Origin of the sequence: Bradyrhizobium sp. sBnM-33, from assembly GCF_032917945.1 — a bacterium.
GTDB lineage: Bacteria > Pseudomonadota > Alphaproteobacteria > Rhizobiales > Xanthobacteraceae > Bradyrhizobium.
On record NZ_CP136624.1, the window covers coordinates 6,171,562 to 6,188,222 of the forward strand.

At 58.1% G+C, this 16,661-nt stretch carries 18 protein-coding genes and 5 pseudogenes; 10 read left to right on the forward strand and 13 right to left on the reverse strand.

Going from position 1 to position 16,661, the window contains the following annotated elements; translation table 11 throughout:
- The first annotated feature begins 67 nt into the window (after window positions 1-67).
- On the forward strand, window positions 68-1,087 hold the full coding sequence (locus tag RX328_RS29110; RefSeq protein WP_213249748.1) for a DUF6538 domain-containing protein: 1,020 nt from the start codon (window positions 68-70) through the stop codon (window positions 1,085-1,087).
- Window positions 1,084-1,878, forward strand: coding sequence for a hypothetical protein (locus RX328_RS29115; RefSeq protein WP_213249746.1), 795 nt, complete (start codon window positions 1,084-1,086; stop codon window positions 1,876-1,878). Before RX328_RS29110 ends, RX328_RS29115 begins: the two co-directional genes overlap by 4 nt.
- A gap of 225 nt (window positions 1,879-2,103) precedes the next feature.
- Here RX328_RS29115 and RX328_RS29120 read toward each other — a convergent pair.
- Window positions 2,104-2,911 (reverse strand): annotated as a pseudogene (locus RX328_RS29120) (NAD-dependent protein deacetylase).
- A 102-nt stretch (window positions 2,912-3,013) separates the two neighbouring features.
- On the opposite strand from RX328_RS29120, the gene RX328_RS29125 reads away from it, so the two are divergent.
- Entirely contained in the window at window positions 3,014-3,907 is an 894-nt protein-coding gene (locus RX328_RS29125; RefSeq protein WP_213249744.1) for an AAA family ATPase, read from the forward strand.
- Between the two features lie 555 nt (window positions 3,908-4,462).
- Here RX328_RS29125 and RX328_RS29130 read toward each other — a convergent pair.
- From RX328_RS29130 to RX328_RS29140, 3 genes and pseudogenes are all read right to left on the reverse strand, one after another.
- A pseudogene (locus RX328_RS29130) lies at window positions 4,463-4,726 on the reverse strand (type II toxin-antitoxin system PemK/MazF family toxin); the annotation flags it as partial.
- On the reverse strand, window positions 4,723-4,947 hold the full coding sequence (locus RX328_RS29135) for an antitoxin MazE family protein (RefSeq protein WP_213249740.1): 225 nt from the start codon (window positions 4,945-4,947) through the stop codon (window positions 4,723-4,725). The pseudogene RX328_RS29130 and the gene RX328_RS29135, both read right to left, overlap by 4 nt.
- Before the next feature lie 163 nt (window positions 4,948-5,110).
- A complete protein-coding gene (locus tag RX328_RS29140; protein WP_317258520.1) occupies window positions 5,111-5,386 on the reverse strand; it encodes a hypothetical protein in 276 nt (91 codons plus the stop codon).
- Here RX328_RS29140 and RX328_RS29145 point away from each other — a divergent pair.
- A pseudogene (locus tag RX328_RS29145) lies at window positions 5,336-5,557 on the forward strand (thiamine pyrophosphate-dependent enzyme); the annotation flags it as partial. The gene RX328_RS29140 and the pseudogene RX328_RS29145 overlap by 51 nt on opposite strands.
- Window positions 5,558-5,653: 96 nt before the next feature.
- On the opposite strand, the gene RX328_RS29150 reads toward RX328_RS29145, so the two are convergent.
- A complete protein-coding gene (locus RX328_RS29150; RefSeq protein WP_213249734.1) occupies window positions 5,654-5,992 on the reverse strand; it encodes a hypothetical protein in 339 nt (112 codons plus the stop codon).
- Window positions 5,993-6,261: 269 nt separating this feature from the next.
- On the opposite strand from RX328_RS29150, the gene vapB reads away from it, so the two are divergent.
- A complete protein-coding gene (vapB, locus tag RX328_RS29155; protein ID WP_213249732.1) occupies window positions 6,262-6,495 on the forward strand; it encodes a type II toxin-antitoxin system VapB family antitoxin in 234 nt (77 codons plus the stop codon).
- Window positions 6,495-6,919: pseudogene (gene vapC, locus RX328_RS29160) on the forward strand (tRNA(fMet)-specific endonuclease VapC). Before vapB ends, vapC begins: the two are co-directional and overlap by 1 nt.
- Window positions 6,920-7,634: 715 nt before the next feature.
- On the opposite strand, the gene RX328_RS29165 reads toward vapC, so the two are convergent.
- The 5 genes and pseudogenes from RX328_RS29165 to RX328_RS29185 all read right to left on the reverse strand — a co-directional run bounded on the left by RX328_RS29165 (window position 7,635) and on the right by RX328_RS29185 (window position 10,810).
- Window positions 7,635-8,216 (reverse strand): thermonuclease family protein, encoded by a 582-nt coding sequence (locus RX328_RS29165; protein WP_213249730.1) that lies wholly within the window; start codon window positions 8,214-8,216, stop codon window positions 7,635-7,637.
- A gap of 192 nt (window positions 8,217-8,408) precedes the next feature.
- Window positions 8,409-9,062: a GGDEF domain-containing protein gene (locus tag RX328_RS29170; protein WP_317258521.1), complete on the reverse strand. Its 654-nt coding sequence runs from the start codon at window positions 9,060-9,062 to the stop codon at window positions 8,409-8,411.
- Between the two features lie 553 nt (window positions 9,063-9,615).
- Window positions 9,616-10,035, reverse strand: coding sequence for a hypothetical protein (locus RX328_RS29175; protein WP_312017975.1), 420 nt, complete (start codon window positions 10,033-10,035; stop codon window positions 9,616-9,618).
- Window positions 10,036-10,098: 63 nt separating this feature from the next.
- Window positions 10,099-10,293: a hypothetical protein gene (locus tag RX328_RS29180; protein WP_213249726.1), complete on the reverse strand. Its 195-nt coding sequence runs from the start codon at window positions 10,291-10,293 to the stop codon at window positions 10,099-10,101.
- 314 nt (window positions 10,294-10,607) lie between these two features.
- Window positions 10,608-10,810: pseudogene (locus RX328_RS29185) on the reverse strand (cold-shock protein).
- Window positions 10,811-10,859: 49 nt separating this feature from the next.
- Between RX328_RS29185 and RX328_RS29190 the strand changes: the two are divergent.
- Both RX328_RS29190 and RX328_RS29195 read left to right on the forward strand, forming a co-directional pair.
- On the forward strand, window positions 10,860-11,483 hold the full coding sequence (locus RX328_RS29190) for an SOS response-associated peptidase family protein (protein WP_249726245.1): 624 nt from the start codon (window positions 10,860-10,862) through the stop codon (window positions 11,481-11,483).
- Window positions 11,484-11,981: 498 nt separating this feature from the next.
- Window positions 11,982-12,152: a hypothetical protein gene (locus RX328_RS29195; protein WP_213249724.1), complete on the forward strand. Its 171-nt coding sequence runs from the start codon at window positions 11,982-11,984 to the stop codon at window positions 12,150-12,152.
- Between the two features lie 931 nt (window positions 12,153-13,083).
- On the opposite strand, the gene ligD is transcribed toward RX328_RS29195, so the two are convergent.
- From ligD to RX328_RS29210, 3 genes are all read right to left on the reverse strand, one after another.
- Entirely contained in the window at window positions 13,084-14,025 is a 942-nt protein-coding gene (gene ligD, locus RX328_RS29200) for a non-homologous end-joining DNA ligase (RefSeq protein WP_213249722.1), read from the reverse strand.
- Window positions 14,026-14,334: 309 nt separating this feature from the next.
- On the reverse strand, window positions 14,335-14,676 hold the full coding sequence (locus RX328_RS29205; RefSeq protein ID WP_213249720.1) for a hypothetical protein: 342 nt from the start codon (window positions 14,674-14,676) through the stop codon (window positions 14,335-14,337).
- Window positions 14,677-15,000: 324 nt separating this feature from the next.
- Entirely contained in the window at window positions 15,001-15,294 is a 294-nt protein-coding gene (locus RX328_RS29210; RefSeq protein ID WP_213249718.1) for a multiprotein-bridging factor 1 family protein, read from the reverse strand.
- Between the two features lie 351 nt (window positions 15,295-15,645).
- Here RX328_RS29210 and RX328_RS29215 point away from each other — a divergent pair, with 351 nt between their 5' ends.
- Both RX328_RS29215 and RX328_RS29220 read left to right on the forward strand, forming a co-directional pair.
- Window positions 15,646-15,945 carry a PilZ domain-containing protein gene (locus RX328_RS29215; RefSeq protein ID WP_213249716.1) on the forward strand — a complete coding sequence of 100 codons (300 nt, stop codon included), beginning with the start codon at window positions 15,646-15,648 and terminating at the stop codon, window positions 15,943-15,945.
- On the forward strand, window positions 15,942-16,349 hold the full coding sequence (locus RX328_RS29220; protein ID WP_213249714.1) for a hypothetical protein: 408 nt from the start codon (window positions 15,942-15,944) through the stop codon (window positions 16,347-16,349). The genes RX328_RS29215 and RX328_RS29220 overlap by 4 nt, the downstream gene beginning before the upstream one ends.
- Window positions 16,350-16,661: the final 312 nt, after the last annotated feature.

Here is a 16,661-nt window from a genome sequence, read left to right on the forward strand (position 1 = left end):
GCTTAGATCGGCCGATCTGAAATCCGGCAGACGATGGTCCAACACCATGGTCCACGGGAGCCGGATTGTGCCTTCCTACCTACGCCGCCGAGGTCATACATGGTTTTTCCGGTGGAAATGGCCCAAGCGTCTTGCGGGTTGCGGTTTCCCGGGTGAGCTTATTTGCAGCCTGAAGACGAGCGACGTCCGCATCGCTCGCCGCCGGGCGATGCTGCTTGTCCTCAAAATCGAATTGCTAATGACTTCAACGAGCAACCCGGGCCGAGCCGAACTGCAGAATGCGGTCCGTAACTGGATTGATGATTGCATCTGGCGCCGCGAGGTCCGGCGCGCGGACACCGGCGGGCTGGATTTCTTCGAGCGCGACGAGATCGAACAGATGGGGCGCCAAGAGGCCGCCGAGCTGGACGGTCTCTTCCGCCTCGCCTCCGACATGTTCGCGCCAGAACAACAGGCCAAGATCGAGCGCATTCTGACCGGCAAGGAGGCATCGGACAAATACCAGACCATCATCGCGGCGGCAGCGCGCGAAATCGGCCTGCCAGCCGATCCTAATACCGTGGCCGGCCGGTTAGTGGAACGGACCATCCTGCGCGGCTATGCGACCCTGCTCGACGAAATGCGGCAGGCCGTCATTCCGATTCCTCGCGAGATCGCCGTAGAAAAGAAGCCCGCGCAGCCGGACGCGTTTATCTTTACCGCGTTCTGGGATCAGTTCGAGCAGCACAAGAAGGATGTTCGCGAGTGGAAATCCGATACGGCCGCGAACGCTGCAGGCACGAAGAACATCTTTGACAAACTATTTCCCGCCGCGACCGTGGCGCAGTTGATCGACAAACCGATCGCCAGCGACTTCAAGACGAACCTGCTGTTGCTCCCGCGCCATTATGCCCGCGGCGACCGGAAGAAGATGTCCGGGGAAAAGCTGTTGGCGCAGGGCCGGACGCTGCCGCAAAAAGAAAGAATGCAGAGCCCGACGGTCAACAAGCACGTCAGCAACCTCGCAGAATATTGGGATTACCTCGTCGAAAAGAAGAAAATTCCGGCGGATATCGAAAACCCTTTGCTGGTCTCCATGTCCCTTTGAAGAAAGGCCGTAAGGCGCGGAACGAACGGTTCAATTGGCCGGCCAGCCTCGAAAAAACACTATTCGAGTCGCCGCTATATGCAGGATGCTCCTCGATTTTCCGGCGGGCAAAGCCTGGAAACGAAATTCACCGCGACGCTCTGTTCTGGATGCCGCTTCTGGCGCGCACCATGGGGACGCGGGAGAATGAGACCTGCGACGCGCTCGTCGGCGACATCAAGGTGCAAGATACCGGCGAGGGTCCGATCCCGTATTTGGAAATCACCGATGGCAAAGATTCGGGCTCGCCTAGAGACGTTCCTTTCGCGGACCTGGTGCTCGACATGGGCTTTCTCGAACAACGGGTGATCGGCCGCGCCCCCTCCGAGCCCTTGTTTCCGGAACTGATTCCGCAAGGACCCGGAAAGCGCCGGTCTGCGGCATTCACTGATCGCTTTTCCTATTATAGGCAGTCAATAAAGGTCTATCGGGCCCGCATTGATTTTCATTCGTTCCGCGGCAACGTGGAAACCGACCTCAAGAACATGGCCGGAATCAATCAAGCGTGGATCGACGAACTCATCGGCCACGAGTCGATCATCCGCCGCTCCGAGGGCGAGCGTTACACGAAGCGGATTCTGCTCCCGATACTGCGGCGGTTGGTGAACGCGATCGAGATCAAGGCCGACTTGTCTCATCTCCGCTACCTCGGAACGCGGGGCGTCGCAGCGCCTAAGCGCGACGCAGAGCTCGCGCGTCATGTCGCCTTGGCAGAGAAGGAAATGAAAAAGAAAGCAAAGCCTATCGGATAACAGCAGCGCAAACTTGCTTAGCTAGATCTGCCGCACTCGGGTCGAACCCCAGACGGCACCGGAGGGTTATTTCGCGTAATGAACCTTATGCGAACTAGGTCCGACATAGCGGCGTGTGCCAGTGTGTGGTGATCGACCCAAATTGAGTCTGGCGAGCCGGACCTTGAGTCCAGCCTAGTAAGTTGAGTCTGGAAGTTTGCAGGCGCATGGCCCGCGCTCGCCCGGCTACAGGAGAAACGAGAGTGCCGCCTCGCAGCGGTCTCGGATCTTCAGGGCCAGCAGATCGTCAGCCCGTGTCCGGCCGAGATTGACGGCGGCGATCGGAATGCCGAGCCGTGCTGCCGCCTGAGCGAACCGGAACCCCGAATAGACCATAAGGGACGAACCCACGACCCAGCATCGCGTCGGCCTGCTCCAGAGCCTCCATGGCCAGGAAGACCTGATCCCGCGGAACGCTTTCGCCAAAGAACACGACGTCCGGCTTCATCACGCCGCCGCAGGACGGGCAATGCGGCACGGCGAAGCCCGAGAAGTCCAGGTGGTCGAGCTCGGCGTCGCCATCCGGCAAAACGGCGGCATCCAAGTCGGCCCAGCTTGCGTTGAGACGGACCAGATCTTCCTGAAAGTCGGCGCGGCGTAGGGCAGCCGAGCAGGCCATGCAGCGCACCAGATCGAGCCGGCCGTGAAGGTCGATCACCACCCTGCTCCCGGCGGCTTGATGCAGCCTATCGACGTTCTGGGTGAGGAGCATTCGGCTCCGTCCGTTGGCCTCGAGCCGAGCCAAGGCGTGATGCGCGTCGTTGGGAATGGCTTGTCCGAACCGACGCCAGCCGATCATGCTGCGCGCCCAATAGCGGGATCGGATGGCGTCGTCTGCGACGAACGCCTGAAAGCGCACCGGCTGCATTCGCTTCCAGCTGCCGTCGGCGTCCCGATAGTCGGGTATCCCGGAGTTCGTGCTGCAGCCGGCACCCGTAAGGACAAACAGTCTTTCGTGGCTCTGCTTCGCCGGGCTGAGCTCGAGCTTCGCCAGCGCCTGCTAAATTGCCGAGCTGCTTTGGATACACGAAGAATTTCGCAGTTCGCAACGCGCCGCCGAGGCGAGCTCGTCACGCCCGAGTTGCGAGACCGTATCATGGCCGAGATTCAGCGGCTTGACTTGGGCCACGTTCCGTTCCGGTTTGGCGAGGCGACTGAGCGCGGTCGGAACCTGTTTGACGTAGCGCTAGACGCCCACCGACCTGCCGTAAAGGCCAGAGTACTGAGCGAAGGCGAGCAGCGCGCGCTCGGCATCGCTTGCTTCCTCGCGGAAATGTCCCGTATTCCAGGCTACCACGGGATCATTGTCGATGACCCTGTGACCTCTCTAGACCACCAGCGGCTGCGCAAGGTTGCCGAGCGGCTGGTCGAAGAGGCCGCAGCCGGCCGCCAAGTAATCGTCTTTACCCATCACTTGATCTTCTACCAAGAGATATTGGCGGCGGCGGCCGCGCGGGTCCCGCAGGTCCCGGCGATCGTCAATCTGATCGGTAAGTCCGACGGGCGCTTCGGTCTGGTATCCGAGAACGACGAGCCTTGGATTGCTAAGAAAGTTACAAAGCGCATTGAGGCGTTAGAGGCGCGTCTGCGGGCTGTCCCGGCCGGAATACATCGCGATTCGGAGGATTTCCGCCGTGTTGCCAAGGATTTTTACACGGACCTGCGCGAGACTTGGGAGCGGCTCGTGGAGGAGGTTCTGTTAAACGGCGTCGTCGAGCGCTTCTCCTCCGGTGTCAAGACGCTGAGCTTGAAGGGTGTGGTCGTCGAGGACAGCGACTATCAAGTCATCTTCGCCAACATGAAACGCGTTTCGGAGCTCTCCGGACACGATATGGCTGCCGGACGTCAAATCCCAATGCCAGACGTGGCCGAAATGCGCCGCGATTTGAACGCCCTCGCCACCTATCGCAGTGAAATCCATCGAAGGAAGAATACTCTCGCAAACAGACGAGAGGCACTCGAGGAGCCTCCAATCGCACGCGTGGAATAATAGCGTTTGCACCGTGCCGCCGCGCTGCAGACTTCTTGCAGGACGAAATATAAGTTTGGACTTGTGCCACCCAAGCTGGACTCAGCGCCAGGTATGTCGGGACTGGAGCGGGTACCTTCCCTCCCGCGGGCGCGGCTTCAATGGTTAGAACTTTCCGCTCATAACGGTCTGGTTGCAGGTTCGAGTCCTGCCGGGCCCACCATCCGGCTATTTGTGCGGACTACGAAAGAACGACTCGATCACGCTTTAAGAACGACTCGATCCGCACCACTAAGGACGACTCGATTTCCCCAAGTTTTTGAAGTTGTAGGAAATTTGGCTCAGTTTTTCGTTCAGCTGGATTTCGGTGCAAAGAAAATCGAGGGGGGGGTCAATTTTGTTCGGCTATCCGGATTTTCGTGTTGAAATGTCCATGCTCTGGGAATGGCCGTCCGTGTAGGCGGCTCGGCGCCTAAGGTGGCCATGGCTTCATTTTCTTCCGCCCCTGGGGGATACGGCCATGCCGAGGAACACCATCATCGCTTGATTGAGCCGTACCATATCTTCATCGTCGAGACGCCCAACACGCCTGCCGACCTCGGCTTTGGGAACGGTTGTGATTTTGTCTACCATCAGCCGGCATGTCGAGAGCAAGCCGTTGCGCTCATTCGGCTCGAAGATGAGCCGGAACAACGGCGCATCCGTCGGATCGGTGGTGAAGGGGCAAATGGTGATGGAGTCGGTCGCGTCGAACCTGTCGTCCTGCACGATGACGACGGGGCGCGGCTTGCCTGCGTAATCCTTGCCGCCAGCGACGGTCCAGATCTCACCGCGTCTCATTCATCGTCCAGATCAGACACGTCGTCGATGAAAGCCTGATCGTCGCGGGCATGGCTGCTGGCCGCAACAGCAAGTGACTGACGATGAGCCTGCTTGCGGAAGGATGAAGACCGCACATCGGGCACCCAAATCTGGATAGGTCGCAAACCCTGTGCCCGCAACCTTTCACGATGTTCCCGGACCTTCGTCCGGCCAGGCTTGGGCCTTGACGCCGTCGCCATCGGTCCCTCCATGTTTGGTTACATGTAACCTAGCATCGCATCCGATTGGCCAGCCTTTTTGCCAATGCATCGAGGGCTGCTCAGATACCCTCAACACGATAAGCGTTGGGCGCCGCGGTTTGCCCTGCTTGCGGCGTGTTCAACCGTAAAGACACCTTCTCAATCAAGTGAGGTTTGAGATCGACCTTCGGAATAAACGCGGGCTGCTCCGGATCGGGCTGTCCTTGTTGTGTTTGGGATTAGCCGCCCAGCCCTCGCTGTCGGGCACCTCCTCCAATCCAATGACGAATACGCCGAAACCGTCTTCCGCCAGTCTAAGGCGAAGGAAATTGTTGTAGCCGCCGATTGGCACATCAGGCCCTAGCAGCAAGGGCAAGACGGCTTTCACGGTTATCGCATCATCAAGCAGCGGCTGTTGGCGTTCCACCAGGACGATCATTTTGTCGGCATGGACTTTGCCGATCCCCCCGTCGATTTCTCGGCGATTGCGCGAGGGCTCGGATTGGAAACTATTCGAATCGATGCCGCCGACGGACTGGATGTCTTGCCATCCGCGTTCAAGAGACCCGGCCCGAAGCTAATCGAAGTGATGGTCGACAGGGCGGTCTAGCTTCAGCCAGACAACGGAAGCTCCTTTGCACTCGCCTTGGCCAGTATCGTAAGATCCCGACACTGGACGGACGCCATGAACCGCACCAGTTTCGCATCAGAAACGACCTAGCCGAGACGCAACGAACGGCATCGAAAACAAACAAAACCACAGCAAAAACAACGAAGCTGATCGATATTTCCCCTGCTGCCGCAGCTTAGTGCCGCGATGACGGCGGACACAAGCGGGTCGCGGAAGTTGCTTGGGCAATGTGCTCGGACTCTTGACTTGGCCGGCGTCGGCGTCGTGAATTGTGCGGTAGGCGATGTGTTGTGGGGGTGCGTCATGGATCGGGGGTTCTACCGGCAGCAGGCGCAGCGCGTCGGCGATCTGGCCGAGAAGGCAGATCCTTTCACCAAGCAGCGCCTGCTGGACCTGGCTGTCGGTATGATGCAAGGGCCGTCAGTCCTTCCACGGGGTCGAGGGTGATCGAACGGCCGCTGCCGCGCACCACGCCGCCCGTCTCTGCCTTCCTCGGGGCAGGCGAGGCATGAAAACGGCAGGCCCCGAAATCCGGTGCGATGCCTGCAACGGCACGGGCCCGGCGCCGGCCCATGCGGCCTACTGGTCGCCTCAGCGGATGTCGCTGACGGGACGTCCTTTACCTTGTAAGAATATCGCCACGGGAACAGGTATTTCCCAATTGGATATACAAGGAGATGCGCATGACGAGCTCCACGGTGTTCACGAGCAATCGCAGTCAGGCTGTCCGCCTACCCAAGGCAGTGGCCTTTCCCGAGAATGTGCATCACGTCGATATTCTGAAGATCGGCCGTAGCCGTGTGATCGTGCCGCAAGGCAAACGGTGGGATGATCTGTTTCAGAACGGACAGCGCGCGAGCAAGGATTTCATGGTCGAGCGTAAGCAGCCCGTAGCCGAGGAGCGCGAGCCGCTCTGATGCTTACCTACATGCTTGACACAAACATCTGCATCTATGTCATGAAGAACTATCCGATCGAGCTGCGCGAAAAGTTCAATGCATTGGCCGAGCAACTCTGCGTCTCACGCTCGGCGAGTTGCACTATGGCGCAGAAAAGTCCGCACGCCGCGCCCACAACATAACGGCAATCGAGCATTTTGTGGCGCGCCTCGATGTACTGTTGCTGAGAAGGCGGCTGCGCACTACGGTCAGGTCCGAGCGGAGCTGGAGCGCGCGGGAACACCGAGTGGTCCGCACGACATGCAAGTCGGCGGTCATGCCCGCGGCGAAGGCTTGATCGTCGTCACCAACAATATGCGCAAGTTCGCCTGTATGCGGGGTCAGAGCCGAGAACTGGATCCTGACTGAGGCCAGGATGTTTCAAACACGAAATTCCGAATAGCCGAAAAAACGAAACCCCAAGTAAGGAGCCGGCGTCCGAAATGTCGTGGTACGGCTGAGCCCTATGGGATTGCCGGTGGCAAACGCGGAGCATCCGGCTTCAGCAATTCGCATCGGCCCGCGCAGTAGCTCAAGGCATGGCTCCAGTCTGTCCGGGCACAAAACGGCCAGTGCCGCCGACCCTGCCGCCAGCTTAACCTCTACGGCGAACATTGCGGCGCCGGTCGGCGATCCCATACGACGGGGCCCGCAAGGTCGCCGAAAAGAGGCACGAGGAACTGGCGGATGTGTTGCCGCGGCCATCTATATGACAATTGTCGTTGCGGTCGCCATCAAACTCCGCGTTGCATCCAATTTTAGAGATCTCTCGAAGCGACTTTTCAAGCATTCGCGCTATCAATTGAAACACGAGCACACCAAACCATACCCTGCTCCTGCGCCCTGGATTCTGGTCGCGTGGCCCAGCAAACCACTGACCGTCACCTTGATAGATCTCCCCAGTATTGGTGTCGGGAGAGAGCAGGAAAATTTGTGCCCCCCTTACCACATCGTGCCGGTTCCAAAGGTGTTTTGTTCGCTTCGTTACAGACTCCGCTGCCGGGAGTCCTAAGTCTCCTTTTGCGCGGTATCAAGGCAGCGGCGGCGGTTGCGGACTCGTTGAGGAAACCTCCAAGCCTCGCCGAGTCCGCTCGTGCACATCGGTAACGAGGCTGCCATCAACACCACGGGCGCAGGAGCGTCGGACAACTTGTCGCGCCGCATACGAAGCGAACGGCCAAGCCTTCATTGATCAAGGTCGATCCTACATCCACGCCATTGACTCTAAGTGTGCCGCAGCGGCGGCCGAAGTTGCAAGCCTCCGTGCCTTCCGTACCCGGCGCGCACGAACAGGCAACTTGCTCAAAGTCGGATCGGCCGTTGCTAACAAGTTCGCGGAGCCTCTGCCTAGCAGCCTCACCTTTCTGGCGCTCCGCTTCGCATCTGGCTCGGCTTCCTGTTTCTGGCGCGTTGAATCCAACCAGACGAACGTTCCGCTTGCCGTCCTCTAGGCTGATGGTGTCCCCGTCAATCACGCGCACCGATGACGAAGCCGGGATGCCGGCCGATTTGGAAATTTCAGGTTTGACCTTCGGCCATGCCTGAACGGCCACGAAACTAACAAGCAGGCAAAGAATGACAAGGCAAGAAAAAGAAAAGTAGCGCGAACTCGACCGCTTCGATTTGAAGTAGGCCAGCATTTTGAACCTCTTCAGATCGGCCCATTTCGCTTGGCGAAACTTGTAAACGTTATCAGGCATCCGCTATCAATACATGACCACCGTTAACTCAAGGTGGAGCTTGCCCCGGAAATCGCTTGGAATGCGATTGGATGGCAGCGCGAAAAGCTGGTCACGCTTCGCTGCCCTAATCTCAGCATCGATCTCGGCGACGTCATGCGCCGTCAGATGCGGCAGCCACACCGCGACCCGAGATCCGGCACGCCCCTCGGGCTACGCCGCGATCGAGTCCGCCAGGACGTCCGCCCGGACCACGCGATTGCGACCTCGATGTTTGGCCGCATAGAGCGCCTGGTCGGCCATGCGCATGACCTTGGCTAGGTCTGCTTCACCCAAGCATGCGGCCAGGCCGATGCTGATCGTCACGCTGACCGACGCGTCGTCGCCGACGACCGACTCGGCGGCGCAGGACTGCCGCAGCTCTTCGGCGTATTGGGCAGCGCGCTCCTTGGATACGCCGGTCATCAGAATGGCAAATTCCTCGCCGCCATGTCTTGCCACCAGCATCTGCCTTCGCTCGGCGAAGGAGCGCAACACCTCCGCGATCGCGATGAGCACCTTGTCTCCGAACTCATGCCCGAACTGGTCGTTGATCGCCTTGAAGCGGTCGATGTCGCACATCAGCACGGTGGTGGGCAGGTTCGCATGGCGCGCCGTGGCCAAGGTCGCTTCGGCGGCCTGGTCAAAGCCCCGTCGGTTGAGCAGCCCGGTCAACTGATCGGTGCCGGAAATTCGCTGCAGCTCGGCGCGCGTCAGCGTCAGCTCCCGCATCATCAGCGCGGACCGGTAGCTCAGGGCTGCGGTCAGCAGTCCCGAAATGGTCATGCTGATCATGATCGACGATGTGGTCACGAAGCCGGCGCGCACGAACGCATCCGGATCGGAGCCGAACTGCAAGAGGCAAAAGGACAACGTCAAGACGACGGTCAGGCCTACGCTCACGGCGGAGCGAGTCGCGGTGTGGCGCAGCGCATCCCTGTGCGTAATGATATCGGTAGCCATTGGCTCCGCCGTCGTAAAACGACCAGCATGGGCCTCCTCTCCTTCACGGCAGGTTAAGACACGCATTGGTCCAGGAGACGCCGTTAATGGGGCCCTAAGGACGAAGCTCAAATTGCTGATATCGCCGCTTCGGCGGCCACCTTTTGCGAGTCATTCGTGCTGCATTCGTTGCCGAGACCACTGCATGGCCGTCCTTCAAAACCGTTTTCAGCACTGAAGCAAATTCAGGATCGGCGAGAAGAGCGTCGGCCACGGTGAATGAAGGGTCCTTGATTCACTTAGCGCCGTTACTTACTTCCGGCAGCGCGCTGCTTCCGTCATCGCACGGCCGCTACCAACCTCAATGAACTTTCCGGACCCCTGTGCACAGTCTATGCCCCCCGTTTTCGCTTTCAGGCCTCGCCTCAAAGGCCGGGTCTCAATCGAGCGCTCGATGACCCTCATTGGTAAGCACGGGCACGTCGTCGCGCATTTCGACGAGGCCCATTTCAATCAAGGTCTTTAGATCATCTGGATTCGCTGGCGTTAATTTGGTTCGCTTGGCTTTGATATCGCGCAGCGCCCAGCGGAGGCGGATCGCTGCGTCTAGCTCTATACCGGCCAGTGGGGAAAGCGGTTGATTTGTTGTCGCCGGTTCGTGTTCGCGCTCAGGTTCAGTAATGGCTGTAGCCACGGCAGATCCAAGCTTTACCCTCGCATCATCAGCGGTAGCGTCCTCTGTGGCAATTGGATTGGTCTGTAAAGGTGCGGCCACGGTGGAATCAGCTTGCGAGCGGGTTCTAGACGAGGCCGCGGCTAACATTTCTGCGAATTGGTGAAGTTTGTCCGCTGCGCTCATTTCCCTTTGCCTTCAACCAGCCTTAGTCGGCAGATTGCGTCGCCGTGGCCAGCCATTCCATGCTTAACGTTCCGAACCTTCATTGCTATGGCTAACGAACTGCAGGTCGTTTGGCGTGCTAGTGACATGAGAGAGCCGGCCCTTGTCTTCATATCTCGCTGCGAGATCAAGAAGCCGCCTTTTGATGAACGGGTCGGCTTTCTCTGCAAGATCACGTACGGTTTGGGCGCGCTGTTTCTTAAATTCGTCATCCAACATGACAGGCCCCACCACAACAAACAAAGTGCAATGGAAGTAGTATACTGTCTTGGGCTACTCGCGAAAAGCCTCGTCTCCCGATAGGACCGGAACCTGCAAGCGTTACCGCGGCTGCAGTCGCACCTTCTTGGGGTCAAGGGCGCGATCAATTGCCGTCTTCGCCGCGGTGATGGCGTGATCCCGGACGCGCGCCTCGCCCTGCCGGCGCCTCTCCTGAAGCCGGACAGACCATTTCCACTTTCTGTCGATGCCCTGGACCACCCTAATCTCGAAGCCTCGATACTCCATGCCGGCGCGAGCCAGCTGACTCGAATTCACCCGACTCTTAGATTTTCCGCGGACGTTTTGCCCCGGTTGCTCATTTCTTCATAGCTCACCTTGGCACCTTCATTGAGGCTGCTCAGGCCGGCTTTCTCAACAGCTGAAATATGCACGAAAACATCCTTGCCGCCGCTGTCGGGCTGGATAAACCCATATCCCTTCGTTCGTTGAACCACTTTACCGTACCTGTCGCCACTGTCCTCTCCCTTTTGAACCAGTGGGCGACAGCTACGAACCAAGAAGCGATGCGCGCGCTCTTCCGCGTGATGAACCGTTATGTCGGCAACCTGCCCCCGATGCCAGGCGTGTTTCCCGATTATCCCGCGCCCGTCATTCGCAATGCGGGCACCGAACGCGAGTTGACCCTGATGCGCTGGGGCATGCCGCCACCGCCACGCACTGGCGGGCCGCCGGTGACCAATATCCGCAATACGTCCTCGCCGCATTGGCGCGGTTGGCTGGAGCCGGAAAATCGTTGCCTAGTGCCATTCAACAGCTTCGCGGAGTATGCGCCTGAGCCGAACCCGGAGACCAAGAAAAAGGACGTCGTCTGGTTCGCCATCAATGATGATCGGCCGCTGACCTGCTTCGCGGGCATCTGGACGGAGTTCAAGTGTGATCGCGGGACCAAGTCGAAGCCCGTTCCTGGACCGCATAATGTCTACGGCTTTCTTACCACGTCGCCCAATGCCGTCGTCGACCCGATCCATCCGAAGGCCATGCCGGTCATCTTGCAGACGGACGAGGAACGCGACGTTTGGATGCGTGCGCCGTGGGATGAGGCCAAGGCGCTGCAGCGGCCGCTGCCAGATGACGCGTTGAAGATCGTGCTGCGAGGAGCGGACAAGGAAGACAAGGTTGCCGCATGAAATACGCTACCGCTCGCCGCTGATTGGTGGACAGGGGCGAGCACCCTTGTGAACTCCGCTGGGTGTCAGAACTTGAAATGGCCGCGCCGCCGCCCGGGGCTCCCGAGGTGGGCGGTTCGATTCCGTACGTTCGAGCGCGCATCTCTCTTCCAAAGTCTGGTTCAGGACAGACGCGCGGCTAAACAAGTCCTATGAACCGAATTTCAATGCTCTCCAACTAATGGAGAGATGCGCTGATGAGGTGACGCTCATGCTTGCGGAAAAATTCATGCTCGTGCTCGAAGCACTTCGGCGAAACTCCGACGGTTCTAGAGTAGTGGTGAGTACCACGCCGCACGTTCCCGTGATCCTGCCGGTGAAGAAATAGCCGCCCAATCGCGGCCTTTTCCATCACCTTCACAAAATCGTCGCACTACGTCCCTCTAGGGTAAGGGACCTTCCGCCAATTCCATTAGCTGCATAAAGAGCTGCTGGGCGGTCAAACCTCAGGGGTGCGTAATGACCAATGCCGACCGTTTGGAGCCAACACCACGCGAGCGCTTTCTTGAAGCGGCACAGAAGGAGCTTGCCGCCTTTGAGCGCAAGGAAAATGAGTTTCGCAAGAAGCTACGTAAGGAACGCGCTGCAGAGCTGCGGTTGCCCAGCGCCAAAAACGACGCTGTGAATTAGTCAGAGCTGTAGCAACACCTTGAAGAAGGGAAACCTGTAGCTTTGGTTCAGTCTTCCCCCGGGATACGGACTATAGTTCTCTGACTTGAGGCGTCCCGAAGCTGCCCGTGGGACTGCTCTCGCTTTCTCTCTCGACCAAAATTCACGTGCACCACAGCATGCATTCAAATCGCGCGAGCTTGGCCGCAGCGTCGCGGGCCAGCGCTACATGTCAACGCTAACCGATCCGCAGGGCTTGAAGGTTTGGAGCGAGCGCCCGTGCAAGCACCCCTCATTTTTTTGGGCGTAGGCAAGCACGCCCATGATAATCAAAGCCACCACGACCAATACGATCACTAGCTTCTGCACCATTGCTGCCATTCCAAGGTGAACTCATGAACAAGGCGGCCAGGCGCGAACCGTGGGATCAACGCCGGGGGCCGCGCTCCCTCTCGTCGAGCCGACCATGGGACTCGGACTGAAATGATCAGCGAGAGGTCGCGCAGCCAAAGAGAGCACAACCGTTGATATGATGGCAGTGCAAACTTTGCCGCGCTGCGCAAATTCGATGCGCGATCAGAAGCCGCGTCTTCGAAAAATCGCCTGTTTGGCCGACATTGCCGCGATGCTGGCGCTTTCGGGGCGAGCGGCCGAGATGGACCTCGATGACCAGTCTGCTCGCGCGCCTGCCGACGCCGCCGAAGGACGCCGTGCCCCGCTCGCAGCGCGAGGGGATTTCCCTTAGGCCGGTGCGTACAATCGTCGGAAGACCGCTCGCGCTAATGGCGAGTTGACGGGGCGCCGAGGATTTGGCCCACATCAGGCTCCTCAAGTCCGTCAGCACCGACGCAGTCGCACGGCATGCCCGCCCCGCATTGGCAACCCAGCTCGTCGCTCCACCCGCTTCGGATGATTTTCACATACCCATCCTACTCCGAAGCAGGTGCGACAATCAGGATTGATCCTTCCGAGAAAGTCCTTTGAACGAACTGGCACGTAGTAGACCTTCCGATGTGATGTCTCGATACTCAACATCCGCAAAGAATTTCGGTTCGACCCATGTCGCCTTTGGCTTTTTGATGGCTTTGGTTAGTTTTGATTTCGGGCTGACCACCGTGTCGAGTTGCTTCCTGATGTGGCTGGAAACAGTGCGAGACCAACCCGTCCCGACCTTGCCCATATAAACCAGTTCGTTGCCTTCCTGTTTGCCGAGGTACAGCGCGGCGACGCCGCTAGGGTCTTTGACAAAGCCAACGACGGGAAACTTGCCTTTGTGCACGGCCTTGATCTTCGGCCAGTTCTCATTTCGCTCCGACCGATACGGGGCGTCAGCCCGCTTAGAAATGATGCCTTCCCAATTCAACTTGGTGGCATGCTCAAACATCTTCTGACCGTCGCCGACGAGATGTTCAGAAAACAGCACCGGAAGCTCGATGTCGTTTTCGCCGAGCAGGTCCGACAGGAGCTGCTTGCGTTCGATCTGCGGTCGCCTGCGAAGGTCTCCGTCGCGCCAGAGGAGATCGAATGCATAAAAGACCAATCGATCCTGTTTGCCCGCGGCAAGTTCGGCTTGGAGTTCGGAAAAGTTGGTGCGGCCTTCATGAACTACGACGACCTCCCCATCGATGATGGCTTGGCCCGGAATATCGAAGGCGCCAGCAATGACAGAGAACCGTTTGGTCCAGTCCAGCCCGGTGCGGGTGTAGACCTTCTTGCGCCCGCTGTTTACGTGAACCTGCACGCGATAGCCGTCGTACTTGATCTCATGAAGCCACTGGTCGCCCTTCGGCGCCTTCGACCTCAGCGTCGCAAGCTGGGGCTTAATGAAGCCCGGCATCTGAATTTGCTTTGACAATAACTCAACCCACAAAAATGCCCGCTGGAAAGTGAGCATTTTTGCTCAGTTCTCAGAAATCTCGAACAATCAGGGGACGTGATCGCTTCTGCCACTACCTTGCTATCAAGGTGGACTCGAGGACGACTCGGCTGGTTCAAAGGCGTCCTGGCCTAGTCGTAGATGCCCGTTTTATCCTCAGGTGCGGACATCGCGTGTTATGGCCGCATGTCCGTTTTGTGCCAACAGCGGAAGTGCTCAGGCTTTTTCGATGACCGGGTCGGCGCGACCGAATAGCGTGCGCTTAGCTCTCGATCAAAAGGCTGCCTCCAGGAATAAAGCAATACACGAGTTCCTCAACGCCACGCTTTAAGATCCAAACGACCCGGCTGCAGACTGACCGTCGGGACTCTCGCGATCATGCTCTATTTTCTCCGGCGGAATAGTGGTCCAATAGCCGTCACCGCCGACCTTGCGGGCGATCCAATGACCGTCTTCGAGCCTAGACTCTGCGGGCGAACAGTCTCCGTTGTCACAGCATGATACGGTGCGATTGTCTGGCATCATCCAGTTGGAGTAAAACCGCTCATGGATGGCCTGATCTTGCGGCCGATGGCGATGTTCCTGCGCTATGGCGGAGGTGACGGTAAGAATGAGGCTGCCGGAAATGAGAATGCCGGAGATGTTTAGGTACATTCGAAACTTCGTCATAACAACATCCGCATCCGAAAGGTGCCCAGATGTGTGACTGGCGCAGCGGCGTCGATGTTTTTGAATGGGGTCCGCTTGTGCGGAAAGGATATGCAACACGCCGTACTTTGCAGGCCGGTGCCTGCGCAAGCACCAACCCGGCCAAACCGCAGCCGCTCGTCCAACAACGGTAGTGAAATCCCGGCGTCGACATGGCGGGCCTGCTAAGGACACGCGTAGTACGATGCCGACTTAACACTTTGCGAGTGGAAGGCCACCCTCCACCAAACACAATAGGTGTCCGGTGGTTCATGCGCGACGTCTTCTGACGTGATGTCCCGATACTTAACGTCGGCGAACCCTTGCGCGCTTCCTTATCGTTGCGCACCCGGTCGGTACGTAGGGTCTCGGTGGCCATTCCAGAAGCTCGACACCTGTTTTCGTAAAGACGATGCCTGCCGCGCTTAATTCAGTTATCAATGCGGATAATGTTGACGCCTGCGGTTCGCGCTTGCCGCTTTCGAGATCAGCGATGATTCCACGACGAACACTGACACCTTCTGCCAAATAGGATTGAGACCAACCAAGAAGTGCGCGTGCGCCCCTTACCTGCGCAGCGAGTTTCGGAAAATCATGCATGGCTACTCCAAAAAAGAGTACAGAGCATTCAAAAGTGGACAGTATTATTTCGATACAAAAAGATTTTTATTGTTGGCTCTTCGTTAGCGTCAACCAAGATCAGGTTGTGAGCGCAATGCCAGCAAACTGATGCGCGATGAAGACTTGCGACGTGCGCACCGTAGTTTTACGGAGGAAAGCTCGCGTGACTGGCCCCGTCATCCATCGCTTTTGAGCAAATATTAACCGCTCACCTATATTCTTTGTTCATCGTGGTCCAATCCGAAAAGCGGCACCGCGGGAGCATTGCATATTGAACCGTCTCCTTGGCGGTCCCATCGTCATTCATTTTAGTTCGACGATTTTGGTTAGATGGAACAGCGTAAGGCCCACCGTGTCGTATTCGAGCGCGGGTTCGCCGCAAACATGATGGCGATTGATGGTACGTGGCAGCGTCCGCGTACAATGCAGGATATATCGGAGACGGGCGCTAGACTTTCCGTCGGCGGTTCGATTGAAGGTCTTCCGCTGAAAGAATTCTTTCTTGTGCTCTCGACAGTGGGGAAAGCATACCGGCGTTGCCAACTAGCTTGGGTCAACGGCGATCAGGTTGGCGTCCGCTTCATTAAAGCGGCCGACATAAAGAAGAAGTCTCAGCAGCCGGTGCCTTGAACTCCGGCACAGCAAGCAGTCGGCCGGGCTTTGTGGACGGACCGCATTATAGGCTCAAGATGGCAGGCTTTGAGCAAAAAGACCGTTCCTCGGTGCAATTTGAGCGCCAAGCAACGCCGTGCGAGATTCACCGTCTGGTCCAGCCCCGTGGCGTTGGGCAAGCATCAACTATGATTTTCCACGTGCATGCCCACGTTGACGATCACATGTTCAAAGCCACCGCCAAAACGGCTAGGGACGCTTTTGCAAAAGCGGTCGAATGGCATGTCGTCGGGAGGCTAACAGGCATCTCGATCAGCGATGGCACTAGGATCTATTCCATCGCCGAGTTTGCATCGGTGATGGCACTTGCGGAGATTGCGAACATCAAGGCTTCAGCCGAGCAACACGAAGCGAACAGATGAACGCAGACACCGCCAGTCGCAACCGTTGAGTAGCCAAATTCCCGAGGTTTCACGGCTAGATAACTTTCACAGCGAAGCGGCGGCCAAAAGACAAAGCCCCCGGAGATGATCTTTCCGGGGGCTCCTTAGATCGCAGGGATTGGGTACATCCGCCAACCCAACGATACTCTGCGCGACATCTCGCCCCGCAATTGTGATCTTTGTGGCAGCGGTCCGTCACTCCCTTGATCCTGTCTGTCCGTATCGACGACAGCACTAATAGCTATTTCGTCCTCGCGATCACCTGCTCACGCTCAAGGTCAAGGAGCCGGC

Coding starts and splice junctions, on each gene's coding strand:
- RX328_RS29125 (WP_213249744.1), top strand. CDS start 3,014: ATGGCCGAGATTCAGCGGCTTGACTTGGGCCACGTTCCGTTCCGGTTT.
- RX328_RS29195 (WP_213249724.1), top strand. CDS start 11,982: ATGACCAATGCCGACCGTTTGGAGCCAACACCACGCGAGCGCTTTCTT.
- RX328_RS29190 (WP_249726245.1), top strand. CDS start 10,860: ATGCGCGCGCTCTTCCGCGTGATGAACCGTTATGTCGGCAACCTGCCC.
- RX328_RS29210 (WP_213249718.1), bottom strand. CDS start 15,294: ATGCATGATTTTCCGAAACTCGCTGCGCAGGTAAGGGGCGCACGCGCA.
- vapB (WP_213249732.1), top strand. CDS start 6,262: ATGACGAGCTCCACGGTGTTCACGAGCAATCGCAGTCAGGCTGTCCGC.
- RX328_RS29205 (WP_213249720.1), bottom strand. CDS start 14,676: ATGACGAAGTTTCGAATGTACCTAAACATCTCCGGCATTCTCATTTCC.
- RX328_RS29175 (WP_312017975.1), bottom strand. CDS start 10,035: ATGAGCGCAGCGGACAAACTTCACCAATTCGCAGAAATGTTAGCCGCG.
- RX328_RS29165 (WP_213249730.1), bottom strand. CDS start 8,216: ATGCCTGATAACGTTTACAAGTTTCGCCAAGCGAAATGGGCCGATCTG.
- RX328_RS29135 (WP_213249740.1), bottom strand. CDS start 4,947: ATGGCGACGGCGTCAAGGCCCAAGCCTGGCCGGACGAAGGTCCGGGAA.
- ligD (WP_213249722.1), bottom strand. CDS start 14,025: ATGCTCACTTTCCAGCGGGCATTTTTGTGGGTTGAGTTATTGTCAAAG.
- RX328_RS29215 (WP_213249716.1), top strand. CDS start 15,646: ATGGAACAGCGTAAGGCCCACCGTGTCGTATTCGAGCGCGGGTTCGCC.
- RX328_RS29180 (WP_213249726.1), bottom strand. CDS start 10,293: ATGTTGGATGACGAATTTAAGAAACAGCGCGCCCAAACCGTACGTGAT.
- RX328_RS29140 (WP_317258520.1), bottom strand. CDS start 5,386: ATGATCGTCCTGGTGGAACGCCAACAGCCGCTGCTTGATGATGCGATA.